Here is a 13,012-nt window from a genome sequence, read left to right on the forward strand (position 1 = left end):
ACGCCTCTTGTCGCTGAGTCCCTTCCTTAGTTGTTCCCACCCCTCCCCCCCCCGGCGGCCTCCCCCCCCCGGGCGGCGGGGGCCGCCCCGCCCGGTCCGCGCACGGATCCGGGCGGGGCGGCCCCCGGCGTTCACGTCAGTGGACGTCGCGGTAGTCCGCGAACAGGCTGACGATCGTCTCCCGGTACGGCACCAGCTCCGGCAGGGCCCGCCGGATCCCGGCCTCCACCTGCCGCCGCAGCTCGTCCCGGTCCACGACCGCCGGGTCCACGTACGGGTCGAGGCGCCGCACCAGCTCGTAGTTGCTGCCGACGTCGGCACCGCGCATGGTCTTCTCCAGCACGCCGCTGATCTCCTCCTCCACCGCCGGAAGCTTCCGGCTGACGAAGGTGACCCGGTGCAGCACCCGCCAGCACGGCGGCTTGTGGTCCGCCTGCTGAGCCTGCTTGAGGGCGAGGGCGTTGCGGTCCCCGGAGTCCAGCCACGCGGAGTCCACGACCTTGCCGTAGAAGTCCTCGAAGTTGTCCCGGTCCGCGTCCAGGTAGAAGGTCATGAACCGGTACGCGTCCACCCGTCCGGGGATCTCCACCGCGTTGCCCTCGGCGTCGAAGACCGGCTTGAAGTCCTTGTCGTACTTCTGCATGTCCCCGGGCGTGTCGACGGCCACGTCCAGACTGAAGGAGCGCGTGGACTCCTTGCTCGTCGAGCGGCTGCGGGTGATGCTGCCGCCGAGCGAGGTCTCCGCCTGGAAGCCCAGGCCCACGCCGAAGATCTCGAAGCTGGTGGACAGGCCCACCGAGGCCAGCCCGTTGAAGTGGTACGAGCCGCTCGTCGTCTCCGTCACCACGTCCGTGGTGCCCGTGCTCTCGGCGAAGAACCCGCCGTCCGCCGACCACACGTAGGTGTTGACGATGTCCCGGCGCGCCAGGCCCGCCGCGTCACGCTGCTGCTTCTCCTTGTCCTTGCGCGGCCCCGGGATCGGTCCGGTGAACCGGCTCACCAGCTCACGGGCCACCGCCGCCGTCGGGTCGGAGAAGGGGTTGCGCGGGTCGACGGCCTCGTAGAAGGCCTGCCGCCGCTGCTGGTCCTCCACGATCCGCCGCTTGAGACGGTAGGCCTCCCGCGGCTTGTAGTAGCTGTACTCGCCGTAGTCGGCGGCCTCCTCGTAGTCCGAGTCCAGCCGCAGCTTCCAGCTCTCCCCCTCCTTGGTGTAGCCGGCGCGCCCGTCGAGGGTGCCCTGCTTCACATAGCGCGGGTTGATCTTGAAGGGGACGAGGTTCCAGTCACGCGGGACGTCCGGGTTCGGCAGCATCCGGTACGAGACCACCGCCCCGCTGTGCGCCACCCGCAGCGCGAACACGTCGGCCGTCTCCGACTGCACCAGCGCGTAACCGGTGTTGGACGGGGCGAACCGGCGACCGCCGCCGTCGATGAACGCCTGCCTCTCCGCCGGATCGGTGGGCTCGGCCTCCCAGCCGCCGCTGAGCCCGATCATCGTGGCGCGCTCGGTCTCCTGACCCTGCGAAACGCTCGTCTCGTCGCCCCAGCCGAACCCGAACTCGAAGGCGATACCGCCCTCGACGGAGAAGTCCACGTCGGAGAGGGGAGTGGCGGTACCGACACCCAGCGGAGCGGTGATCCACAGGGTGTCGGGTCCACCGGCCTCGTAGGACAGCTTCGCCGTCGTCGCCCGGTCGATGCTCTTCTCACTGCCGGAGGTGAGCGTCTGCACCACCCCGTCGGCCTGCTTGAACTCGACCGTCGTCGCGTTGATGTAGTTCTGCGCTCCGGCGGCGTTGGTGGCGATCAGGTTCTCGGCCGGGATCGGCGGCGCCCCCTCGATGTACCCCATCAACTGGGGCGCGAACTGGGCCTGGCCCACCCACTCGGAGACCAGGTCGCCCAGCTTGTACCCGGTGATCAGGTTCCAGGTCCCGTCCTGGACGTACGCGTACGCCCGCTTGAGCACACCCCTGCTGGAACGGTCCGACAGCCGCTGCAGGTCCGCGTACTCGGCGACGGCCGGCGTCGCGCCGATCGTCTGCACGAACCGGTCCTGCCCGGTCACGAAGACCGGCCGGACCTCCGGGGTCTCGGAGGAGATCGGGGCCGTGGACATCAAAGGGGCCGGACGGGAATCCGTGTCGGCGGCAAGCGCCAGGTGGAGGGCGCGCGGGCCGTGGTCCCGCAGCGTCGTCGCGTCGGCCGTCGTCGACTCGTCGTCGAACGGGTAGTAGGCGATCAGGTCGGCGGCATCACCCGTCAGCCGGCCGAACATGTTGTCGAGGAGCTGCTCCTCCGTCCGGGCGGTGCGCCACAGCCGTACCTCCTCCAGCACGCCCTGATAGCGGTCGGCGGCCCCGGAGTCGTCGCGGCGCCCGCCGACGGTCACCTGCGCCGGTCCGTACGCGCCCGCCGCCGGGGCACTCGCGGCCGCGGTGGGCGTGACCTCGGTGGCCCGCCCGTCCACGTACAGCCGGAGCCGGCTGCCCCTCGGGTCCGGGTTCCTCGTCCACTTCGCGCCGTGGAGGCGGGCGACGTGGCTCCCGGAGTCGTCCTTGGCCGCGTTGCCCTCGTTCTCCTCGAACCGCCAGTGCGCCACCAGCCCCTTGGGCCGCACGGAAGCCTCGACCGAACCCGGCTCGTCGGCTCCGGGGGCCTCCACCGCGAACGGGATGTCCACCCCCAGGTCCTTCGCCGCCCGGGGCACGTTCCAGATGCGCACCTCGCTGATCTCACCCGTGAAGGACTCGACGGCCGAGCCCCGCCGGGCCCGGCCGATCTCCAGCGGGCCGGGGTGCGAGAGCTCCGGCGCGTCGTCGTAGCGGGTGGTACCGGCCGCCTCCCCGTCGATGTGGAAGGAGATCTCCGTCCACTGGCGGACCACGATCGACTCGATGACGTCCATCGCCACCGGAGTGAGCGCACCGCCGACGGTCATCTCCGTCGTGCGGCTGCTCTTCTTCTCCTCCCGGGAGTCGCCCAGCTTGCGCACCACCGCGATCCGGTGGAAGGTGCCCGCCGTGACCTTCTTGTCGGAGGTGTGCACGATCCGCGTGCCGTCCCGGCCCTCGAAGGAGAAGACCAGCTTCCCGTCGGTGCCGATGCCCAGCTGGTACGGAACCCTCCGGCCGCGCCCGTCGTCGATCCGGCCCTTCGACAGGACCCCCTGCGCCTTCGACAGACTGCCGGTGCGCAGGAACACCTCCAGGGTGAGGTCCCGGCCGATGTTCAGGTCCGAGGCGTGCGGGGCCTGCGCGTACACGCCGTTCGCGAACGTCAGCGCCCAGGACTGCTCGTAGGCCGCGGCGACGTGCGTCCACCGGTCGACGGGGACGGTGGCGGCGGAGGTGACGAAGCGGTCGCCGACGCCCGCGATCAGAGCCCGCCCGCCCGTCGCCCGCTTGCCGGCCGCCGGCCCGAAGGCCAGGGTGAACTGCGAATCGGCGGCAGCCGAACCGGTGTTGACGTGCACGATCCGCCGGGTGTCCTCGGCGCTGGTGCCGGCGGCCGGCTTCACCCACGCCTCGACCGTCAGGTTGTCGGCCAGCCGGGCGGAGGACAGGTGCTCGTCCCCGGCGGGCAGCTCGGGCGGGGTGGTGTCGGCCGCGAACGTGAGGGCACGGCCGGGCAGGTCGCTCCACCAGGAGGGCGGCTGCGCGGAACCGAGGGCCTCCGCCGTGCCGTCCGCCACGTCGCCGATGGCCGTGCCGGCCTTGTTGGCGAGAGCGGCCGTCACATAGCGGGAGCCGTAACGGGCATGGCCGCCGGGCCGCGCGTGCGAGACCAGCACCGGAGCGTACGAGACCAGGCGCACGGGTGTGTCGGCCGCGATCGCCGGCGCCGGGTCGGGCAGGTGCAGCCGGACCTCGGTGCCGTCGGTGGTCACGGCCTCGGAGACGGCGTAGGCGGCGTCGCCGACGGTCACCAGGTCGCCGGCGGCGAGCGGCGCGGCGGCCTTGGTCTTCAGCGTGAGCACGTTCTCCTTGGCGAAGGACACGGTGCCGATCTCGACGGGCCGGGAGCGGCGGCCGTTGAGCGCGGCGGCCAGCTGTTCCGCGTCGCGCGGCAGCAGCCGCCAGGTCTCGGTGTCGAGGACCCTGCCGGGCTCGGGGGTCCCCGTCGCCCCCGCCGCCTGCTCCTTCGGCTTCTCCCGGAGGGTCAGGGTCAGGGTGCACCGGCCGGCGACGGCGGGCTCGCAGGCCGTGACCGCGATCGTCACGTCGGCCAGGTCCACCCCGGCGTCCTGGGCGGTCAGCAGCACCTCGGTGTCGTCGGACGCGGTCAGCTTCCGGGAGGACCGGTCCACGTTCGTGTCGTAGAACACGCCCGTGAGGGCCTGCTGGTCGTCGCGGAAGTAGAGGCCGAGGTGGCCGGTGCCGCCCGCGGTGATGAACGGGGAACCGGCGGCGGAGGCGAACCCGAGCAGGGCCCCCGACCAGCCCAGACCGAGCCGGTCCTGGCCGAGGCCCACCATGGGGAGGGCCCTGGTGCTGCGGCCCTTCGTCCCGTCGGTGATCTGCCCGAGCCGCGCCTCCTTCTTGCCGATCTCGGTCTCCAGGCGCTGGATCTCCTCGTTCCACTTCGCCAGCGCGGCCTCCCTGCCCTCGACGGCGGAGAGGCGTGCGAGCGCGGCGGTCACCTTGGCCACGGCGGCGGTCTCGGCGTCACCGGTGGGCTTGGCGGGCACCGCGTAGAAGGTCAGGGAGCTCTGTCCCCACACCGGGACCCGGGCCTGAACGGCTTCCGCCGCCAGTGACCGGCCGGTCCAGTAGAGGCGCTGCCCCCCGATCCCGAACATCTGGCTCAGGGTTCCGCTGAGGCAGACGCCGGCCGGCGTCCCCCCGAGCTTCTCGACCGGCATCCACATGCCTGCCTTGTCGGCGAAGGCGGCGGCGAAGCCCTCCGACTCCTTCACGGTCGTGAGGTACTCGCCGGCGCGCACGTTCCGGAGGGCGCACGCGTACGAGACGGTGGACGAGGAGAGGCTCATTCCCACCGACACCGACAGGGTCCAGGTGTCGGCCGTGTCGTCGGGGTCGGCGGGCCCGCCGGCCAGGGTCGGCACGAACCGCCCGGATCCGGTGCCGGCCTTCGCCGTGAGGTGATGGAGGACCGGCCGGCCGGCCGTCGCGGCCCCGTCGGCGAACCGCACCGCCCGATGGTGTGCGTACGGCGAACGGCTCTCTTCGCCGTAGACCACGCACTGCGCGTCCCTCCTGTCCAGCACCAGTGAGGACGTCTCGCGGAACGCGGAGCGGAGGTCGTTCCAGACCCGGCTCGGGTCGGCGACGTCCGCGTCGAAATCCCCCTTCGCGCGCCTGACGTCCTTCAGGTCCTTGCGGAGCTTGACCAGCTCGGCCTTGAGCGTGTTCTCCTCGGCAGGGTCGACCCGCTCGACGGTCTCACCGACGACCGGCAGGTCGACCACGTCCGGGAGCTGAGCGAGCCGCCCGTCCCGGCCGACCGCCAGGTCCAGCGTGGCGATCCGGCCCGCCGCCCCCGCCTTGTCGCCCGTGGCGCTGCTGCGCCACGTCAGCAGGACGCGGGCCTGTCGCTTGAGCGGGCGGACCGCCCCGCTGCCCGTCGTGCCCTGCTCCTGCTGCTGGTAGAGCGCGGCGGACAGACCGCCCGAGACCGTGCGGCCCGTGACCGCGAAGGAGTCCCGGCGGATGCCGGGGGAGTCGGCGATCGGCGCGTCCGAGCTCACCCACTGCGGCGCGGCCCCCTTGAGCGTGGCGTGCGCGGCGCGCGGGCTCTGGTCGTAGGCGGTGGCGCCGCCGGCCTCGTCGAACCGGTAGTAGGCCGTGAGCTGGGGTTCGTCCCCGATCAGCCGCTGCCCCAGGGTTTCGGCGATCCGCGCTGCCAGTCTGGCCCGGGACCAGACGCGGACCTCGTCCAGGGTTGCGGACAGACGCCCCTCCGCGGGGCTCGTGGCGCCGAGGACGAGGGTGGTCCCCGCGGCCGTGAGGGGGGCGAGCGCCTCGGCCTTGACCGCGCCGCCGTTGACGAAGAGCGTGGCTCCGGTGCCGTCGTGGACGGCGGCCACGTGCGTGTACTCCCCGACGGGGACCAGGTCGTCGGCCGTCGTGACGGCGGGGGCGGTCGCGTGGGTCAGGGTGAGGGCGCCCGCGATCGTGACGGCGAGGGTGACGCCGGCCGGGCCCGTGGAGAGGATCGTGCCACCGGCCGCGTCCCGCCGGATCCACGCCTCGACGGTGTAGGCGCCCGTGCCCAGCCCCGTGGGGGCCGTGGCCTCACCGCGGTAGGCGTTCGTCGCGCCGGTGAACCGCAGCGCGGACTCCGCGAACTCCGGCTCGGGGACGACGGGGATCAGCGGCTGCTTGCTGAACGGGCAGGTGCCGGGGTTGCGTTCGAGTACGGAGTCCCGGTGCTCAGGGTCCGGGCTGGTCCACAGCCGGCCGCCCTGGGTGTCGAAGAGGCCGTCCTGCGCCTGCCCGACGTTGACGGCGTCGATCCGCCCCGAGGCCGCGTTGTGGACGAAGAACTGCCAGCGCCGCGTGTTCGCGATGATCGTCGGGAGCAGCAGGACGGAGAACCGCCCCTCCGTCAGCGCGCCGACGAAGCCCACCTCCTGCGTGGGCTCGTGGAACGGCTTGTCGTCCATGTCCGACGTGCCGAGCGAGTCCTTCGCCGTCGCCGGCTCGGTACGGTGCCGGCTGCGGCGGTAGCGGACCTCCTGGACGGGGCGCAGCTCGGATCCGGCGAGTACGAACCGGTCGCAGAGCAGGGCGTCCGGCGCGACGGCGGCGTTCTGCTTCCCGCCGGTGGCCGCCGCGCCCGTCAGCCGGCCCTCGGCGGTGCGGCGGACGGCGTCCGCGTGGCCGGCGCCGACGGCCTGCCGGAAGACGAACACGTGGCGGCCGTCGGAGACCACCTGGAACGGGGTGGCGGCGGTGAGGCGGCCGGTGGAGGAGCGCAGCGGGTCCACCTCGTCGTCCGGCACCACCTCGTCGGCACCCAGCTCCACCCGCCCGCCGAGGCGGACCCGGGGCAGCGGCTCGGCTCCGACCACGGCCGCGCCCGCGCGGGCGATCTCGGAGGGGAACGGCAGTGGGCGCGGGTCGTCCGCCCAGTGGCGGACGTCGAGGTCGGCGTGGCCGATGCCGTCGTCCTCGTGGGCCGGGGCGGCCTTGGAGTCGAGGTCGAGGACGCTGTAGTGGAGGCGGCGCTCCTCGTCGAGGGCGAAGGCGATCACGGTGCCCTGATGCCGCACCATCGTGGTGTGGACGTAGGTGCGGTCGCTGTAGGTCTTCAGCCTGCTGCCGGCGGGTCGTTCGGTGGCCACGGGTGGCGATTCCCTCCTGGAGGACCGCGCGGCCCTCTCAGCGGCGACCCTCCCCCGTGACACGCACCGTCACCGCGGTCGGATCCAGGATGGCGGGAAAGATCCACTGCATCGGGGTGCGGCTCCTTCCCGGGCCAGGGGGGATGCCCTGAGGTTGGCTGAACGAGGTGTCATCTGGACAGGTGACCTTGGGTTTGAGCCACGTTGTTCGATGGCTGATCACCTCCTTCCGGAACCCCTGCCGACAGGGCAAGGGCCGCCACCCCGAGAGGCGGCGGCCCTTGCCGCGCCGCCGGGCGGCGTCAGTGGTCGGGCCCCGCGTCGAGCTCCTTGCCGAAGTGGAAGGCCATGACGCCCATCCGCTCGCGGAAGTAGAAGCGGTGCGCCGACGTGCGCTGGGTGCCCGAGTCGAGGTCGAGCAGGCGGCAGCCGGCCTCGCGGGCGCGGTCCTCGAGGTAGGCGAGCAGCCCCCGCCCGACGCCGGTGGAGCGGTTTTGCGCCGCGGTGACGAGGTCGTCCACGTACAGCTTGCGGAGGTCGCAGGTGCCCGCGACGATCCGCCAGCCGGCGGCCCCGACGCACCTGCCGTCGGCGTCGTAGGCGGCGCTGAACCGCAGCCCCTGCGGGTGCCCCTCGGTGTAGACCTCCTCGAAGAGGGCGGGGGTGAGGTGCGGCCGCAGTTCGCGCAGGACGGGCAGCAGGTCGGAGACGAGCCGGGCGTCGCCGGGCTCCAGGTCGATGATCTTCATGGGGCCACGGTAAGGGTCCGCCCGGCTCAACGGGTGTGCGCGAGCTCCAGGAACCGGTGGAGGTCCAGGGCCGCTTCGAGCGCGCACAGGCCGGTCGCGGCCAGCAGCGCCGCCGCGGCGGCGAGGAGCAGGGGGCGGCTCTGGGGCGGGGGAGCGAGGAGGGCGGCGACACGGCGGGGGACCATGCCGGGCCGGGGGCGGCGGCCGAGGAAGGCGAGGGCGGCAGCCGGGCTGAACCCCCGTCCGCCGCCGTGCTTGGCGGCGATCGCGGCCCGGGCGACGGTCTCGGCGACGGCGCGGCGGTTCCCGGTGTGCCGGGCGGCGTGCTCGTCCGCCCAGCGCTCGACGGTGTAGGCGACCGCGCCGGCCAGTGGCCGCAGCAGCGGGTTGGCGGCGGCGGCCAGCTGGGTCAGGGAGACGAACGCGTAGTGGTGGTGGCGCAGATGGGCGCGTTCGTGGCTGAGCAGGATCTCGTGCCCGGCCGGGTCGAGGGCGTCGAGCATGCCGTGGGAGATGACGATCCGGCCGGGCAGGCCGGGCATCGCGTACGCGTCGGCCCCCGGGTCGTCGGTGACGACCACCGGCCCGGGGCCCGGCAGACAGGCGGCCTCCAGCGCGACGGACCACAGCGCGCCGGCCCGCCGCGCGGCCAGCCGGACGGCGGCGAGGACGGCGAGGGCGAGCAGGACGGCGCCCGCGAGCGCGGCCGGCCAGGCAGCCGGGTCCTGCCGGGCGATCACCTCGGGCGAGTACCCCTTGAGGGTGTCGACGAGCGGGATGCGCACCAGTCCGGCCAGCGCGAGCAGGCCCAGGACCAGGGTGCCGGAGGCGGCCAGCAGCAGGCCGGACGCGGTCAGCAGCCAGGTCGCCAGCCGGGGTTCCAGCCGGCGCGCCAGCGGTTCGGCGCTGAGCCCGGCCAGCGCGGGGAAGAGCAGGGGGAGGTAGACGGCCAGGTGCATCGCCGGTGACGCCGCCCTATCCCTCGGTGCCCAGCAGGCGGCGCAACAGGTCCTCGTCGTCGTCGGACAGCTCGTCGACGAAACGGGTCAGGACCGAGGCGCGGTCGCTGCCGCCCTCCATGACCTGCCGCATCTGCCGGGCCGTGAGCCCCGGCTCGTCGGTGACCGGCGCGTAGGCGTAGCTGCGTCCGCGCGGGGTGCGCTCCAGGACGCCGCGCGCGTGCAGCCGGGCCAGGGTGGTGGCGACCGTGGTGTGGGTGGGGGAGGCGGTGAGGCGTCCGGCCACCTCGCCCGGGGTGAGGGCCCGGCCGGCGCCGTGCAGTACGCCGATGACCTCGTTCTCCAGGGCCCCGTTCGCCCGGCGTCCGCCGCCGCGGCCCGGCGGTTCCTCGCTCGCGGCCACCGTCGGCCTCCTTCCGTCCTGCGTCCGGGGTCCAGAGTAACTTCTATTCGCGAATAGAAGTTACTCTGTGCGTCGCGTGCGTCCGCTCGGGACGCCCGATGCCCGTTCAACCAACCGAAGGTGAAGGCACGTGAGCGCGATCAGTGTGGGACAGGCCGTGGTCCTGGGCGTCGTGGAGGGGGTGACGGAGTTCCTGCCGGTCTCCTCCACCGGCCACCTCAAGATCACCGAAGGGCTGATGGGCATCCCCGTCGACGACAAGTCCGTCGTCGCCTTCACCGCCGTCATCCAGGTCGGCGCCATCGCGGCGGTCCTGACCTACTTCTACAAGGACATCGCCCGGATCGTCACCGCCTGGGGGCGGGGGCTGGCCAACCGCGAGGAGCGCTACCACCACGACTACAAGTTCGCCTGGTGGGTCATCTACGCCACGATCCCGATCGTCGTCGTCGGCCTCGCGGCCAAGCCCCTGATCGAGGGCCCCCTGGCCTCCCTGTGGGTGGTCGCCGGCTCGCTCATCGTCGGCAGCGGCCTGATGTGGGCGGCCGACCAGATGGGCCGCCACAAGCGCGGCGAGGACGACACCTCCCTCAAGGACGCCATGCTGGTCGGCTCCTCGCAGATCCTCGCCCTGCTCTTCCCCGGCTTCTCCCGCTCCGGCGCCACCATGTCCACCGGCCTCATCCTCGACCTGGAGCGCGTCGCGGCCACCCGCCTGTCCTTCTTCCTCGGCATCCCGGCACTGACCGGCGCGGGCCTGTACGAGCTCAAGGACGCCCTCGGCGCCGGCGTGGACACCCTCCCGCTGATCGTCGGCACCGTCGTCTCGTTCGGCATCGCCTACGCCTCGATCGCCTGGCTGCTGAAGTTCGTCGCCAAGCACTCCTTCAACGCCTTCGTCGCCTACCGCATCGTCGTCGGCCTGCTCCTCTTCGGCCTCCTCGGCACGGGCGTCCTGCACGCCTGACCCCTCCCCGGTCCCTCCGCCCCGGTCCCCCCCCGCCCGCCTGATCCCCGGCCGCCTGATCCCCGGCCGTCCGATCCCCGACCGCCCCCGGCCGCCCGCGCGGTGCGGGGGCGATCTCCTTCACCCTCCCGGACCGGGGCCGGAGCGCCTAGTTCCCAGCGGACGGGCCTTCCGGGATGATGTGTGCTCGTCATCCTCGACGGAAAGGAACCCGGAGCATGGGCACCGTGTGGTCGGGGCAGGGAGCATTCCGGCGCAAGCCGATCGAGCACATCGAAGAGCCCGAAGGCGCCCCCAGCGAACGCCTCACCCGCACCCTCGGCCTGTGGCAGCTCACCGCCATCGGCGTCGGCGGCATCATCGGCGCGGGCATCTTCACCCTCGCCGGAACCGTCGCCAACGGCGTCGCCGGACCGGCCGTGCTCCTCTCCTTCCTCATCGCCGGCATCGCCAGCGCCGCCGCCGCGTTCTCCTACGCGGAGTTCGCCGGCCTGATCCCCAAGGCCGGCTCCGCCTACACCTACGGGTACGCCGTCCTCGGCGAAGTGGCGGGCTGGTTCATCGGATGGGACCTGCTGCTGGAATACACGGCCATCGTGGCGGTGGTCGCCATCGGCATCTCCGGATACTTCAACTTCCTCCTGGAGGAGACCGGCGCCTCCCTGCCCACCTGGATGCTGGGCGCCCCCGGCACCGGAGAAGGACACCGCTTCGACCTCATCGCGGCCGTCCTGTGCCTGTTCACCGCCTACCTGCTCACCCTCGGCATCAAGAACGCGGCCCGCTTCGAGACGGTCGTGGTCGGCCTGAAAGTGCTGGTGGTGCTGCTGGTCATCGTCGTCGGCTTCTTCCACATCAAGACCGGCAACTACACCCCCTTCTTCCCCTTCGGGGTGGGCGGCGCCTTCACCGGCGCGGCCACCGTCTTCTTCGCCGTCTTCGGCTACGACGCGATGAGCACGGCGGCGGAGGAGTCCAAGGACGCCCAGCGGCACATGCCCCGCGCGATCATCTACTCCCTCGCCATCGCCATGGTGCTGTACGTCCTCGCCTGCCTGGTCCTGACGGGCATGCAGAAGTACACCGACATCGACCCGGAGAGCGGCTTCTCCAGCGCCTTCAAGGCGGCCGGGCTGCCCGTCGTCGCCGACGTCATCGCCGTCGGCGCGATCATCGGCATCCTCACGGTGATGTTCACGTTCATGCTCGGCGTGACCCGCGTCTGGTTCTCCATGAGCCGCGACGGTCTCCTGCCCCGCTGGTTCGCCAAGACGCACCCGACCCGCCACGTCCCCACCCGGGTCACCTGGATCGTGGGCGTGGCCTCGGCGGTCATCGCCGGCTTCGTACCGATCGGCGAGGCCGCCGAACTCACCAACATCGGCATCCTGCTCGCCTTCGCGGTCGTGTGCACCTCGGTCATCGTGCTCCGCTACCGGCGCCCCGACCTGCCCCGCACCTTCCGCACCCCGCTGATGCCCGTCCTGCCGGCCGTCGGCGTCATCGCCTCGATCTGGCTCATCACCTACCTGCGCGTCGAGACGTGGATCCGCTTCGTCGTCTGGTTCCTGATCGGCCTCGTCATCTACTTCGGCTACTCCTACCGCAACTCCCTGCTCGCCCGGCCCGCACCGGGCACCTCGGGCGGAGCGGGCCGGCCCGAATAGCGGGCCGGGGCACGGGAGTCCGCCGGCCCCGGGGCGTTTGCCGGGCCGGGGCGCGGGTGGCGGGCCGGGCCCGGGCCTTCGGCCCGCGGCTCAGAGATCCATGGAGCGGAACTCGTCCACGACGGCGAAGCCGGTGCTGTCGTACAGGCCCATCGCGACCTCGTTGCCGCCGAAGACGTTGAACATCAGCGCCTCGTCGCCGCCCTGCCGGGTGGCCCACTCGCCGACGGCCATCGCGGCCCGCCCGTAGCCCTTGCCCCGGTGCTCCTCGTGCACCTCGAGGGAGAACCCGAAGGTGACCCCCGGCAGGAAGCCGTGGTTGACCCAGCCCGTACCGACGACCAGGCCGCCGGCCTCCATCGCGTAGAAGGCGTGCCCCGGCGTCAGGAAGCCCTGGGGGAGGTGCTCGGCGAAGTCCCGGTCGGACTTCTCCTTGGCCTCCCGAGCCGTCAGGGCGCCGGCCCGGACGATGTCCGCGATGTACGCGGCCTCCTCACGGGCGTACCACCGCGGGTACTCCTCCTCACGCAGCCGGCGCACCGTCAGCCCCGGCGGCAGCTCCGGCCGCCCGGCCACCACGCGCATCCGGTTCTGCCCCCGCACCGGGTAGTCGGCGAAAACCCCCGGCCCGCCGGTCAGCCGCACCTGCACCCGCCGCGCACCCCGCTCCGCGCACCACCGCTCGGCCCATGCGCGGCCCTGCGGCCCGGCCACCGTCAGATCGTGGATCCGGCCCACGGTCACACCGTTGTCCTCACCCACCCCCACGGCTATCCAACCGGTGCCGTCCGTGGCCAGCGTCCAGTCGTCGATCCCCCGCACGGCTCGCTCCAGCAGCGCCCGGGCCACGGGCTCCGAACACCCCACCCCCCGGTAGGCGGTCAGCAAGCGCTCCTCGAACCCGCTGCGCCACGCGCCCCGTTCGGCGACGATCTCCATATCGGTCATCCGGCCAGCC

At 72.7% G+C, this 13,012-nt stretch carries 7 protein-coding genes; 2 read left to right on the forward strand and 5 right to left on the reverse strand.

What is annotated here, in order from left to right:
- Nucleotides 1–136: 136 nt before the first annotated feature.
- The 4 genes from ABT403_RS30180 to ABT403_RS30195 all read right to left on the reverse strand — a co-directional run bounded on the left by ABT403_RS30180 (nt 137) and on the right by ABT403_RS30195 (nt 9,420).
- Complete coding sequence (locus tag ABT403_RS30180) at nt 137–7,309, reverse strand: LamG-like jellyroll fold domain-containing protein (protein WP_344166990.1); 7,173 nt, start codon at nt 7,307–7,309, stop codon at nt 137–139.
- Between the two features lie 302 nt (nt 7,310–7,611).
- The gene (locus ABT403_RS30185) at nt 7,612–8,058 is read right to left on the reverse strand and encodes a GNAT family N-acetyltransferase (protein ID WP_344166988.1); all 447 of its coding nucleotides are present in this window, start codon (nt 8,056–8,058) and stop codon (nt 7,612–7,614) included.
- 26 nt (nt 8,059–8,084) lie between these two features.
- Nucleotides 8,085–9,017: a M56 family metallopeptidase gene (locus ABT403_RS30190; protein ID WP_344166986.1), complete on the reverse strand. Its 933-nt coding sequence runs from the start codon at nt 9,015–9,017 to the stop codon at nt 8,085–8,087.
- 16 nt (nt 9,018–9,033) lie between these two features.
- On the reverse strand, nt 9,034–9,420 hold the full coding sequence (locus ABT403_RS30195) for a BlaI/MecI/CopY family transcriptional regulator (protein WP_344166984.1): 387 nt from the start codon (nt 9,418–9,420) through the stop codon (nt 9,034–9,036).
- A 130-nt stretch (nt 9,421–9,550) separates the two neighbouring features.
- On the opposite strand from ABT403_RS30195, the gene ABT403_RS30200 reads away from it, so the two are divergent.
- Nucleotides 9,551–10,387 (forward strand): undecaprenyl-diphosphate phosphatase, encoded by an 837-nt coding sequence (locus ABT403_RS30200; RefSeq protein WP_344166982.1) that lies wholly within the window; start codon nt 9,551–9,553, stop codon nt 10,385–10,387.
- A gap of 218 nt (nt 10,388–10,605) precedes the next feature.
- Nucleotides 10,606–12,054: an amino acid permease gene (locus ABT403_RS30205; RefSeq protein WP_344166980.1), complete on the forward strand. Its 1,449-nt coding sequence runs from the start codon at nt 10,606–10,608 to the stop codon at nt 12,052–12,054.
- A gap of 90 nt (nt 12,055–12,144) precedes the next feature.
- Here the strand turns inward: ABT403_RS30205 and ABT403_RS30210 are convergent, their stop codons facing one another.
- On the reverse strand, nt 12,145–13,002 hold the full coding sequence (locus tag ABT403_RS30210; RefSeq protein ID WP_344166978.1) for a GNAT family N-acetyltransferase: 858 nt from the start codon (nt 13,000–13,002) through the stop codon (nt 12,145–12,147).
- Nucleotides 13,003–13,012 lie beyond the last annotated feature (10 nt).

The sequence above is a fragment of the Streptomyces sp. NPDC000075 genome, assembly GCF_040301925.1.
GTDB classification, from domain to species: Bacteria; Actinomycetota; Actinomycetes; order Streptomycetales; family Streptomycetaceae; genus Streptomyces; species Streptomyces polychromogenes.

What these genes read in the sequence shown, in the direction of transcription:
- ABT403_RS30185 (WP_344166988.1), bottom strand. Translation starts at nt 8,058, where the DNA reads ATGAAGATCATCGACCTGGAGCCCGGCGACGCCCGGCTCGTCTCCGAC.
- ABT403_RS30190 (WP_344166986.1), bottom strand. Translation starts at nt 9,017, where the DNA reads ATGCACCTGGCCGTCTACCTCCCCCTGCTCTTCCCCGCGCTGGCCGGG.
- ABT403_RS30205 (WP_344166980.1), top strand. Translation starts at nt 10,606, where the DNA reads ATGGGCACCGTGTGGTCGGGGCAGGGAGCATTCCGGCGCAAGCCGATC.
- ABT403_RS30210 (WP_344166978.1), bottom strand. Translation starts at nt 13,002, where the DNA reads ATGACCGATATGGAGATCGTCGCCGAACGGGGCGCGTGGCGCAGCGGG.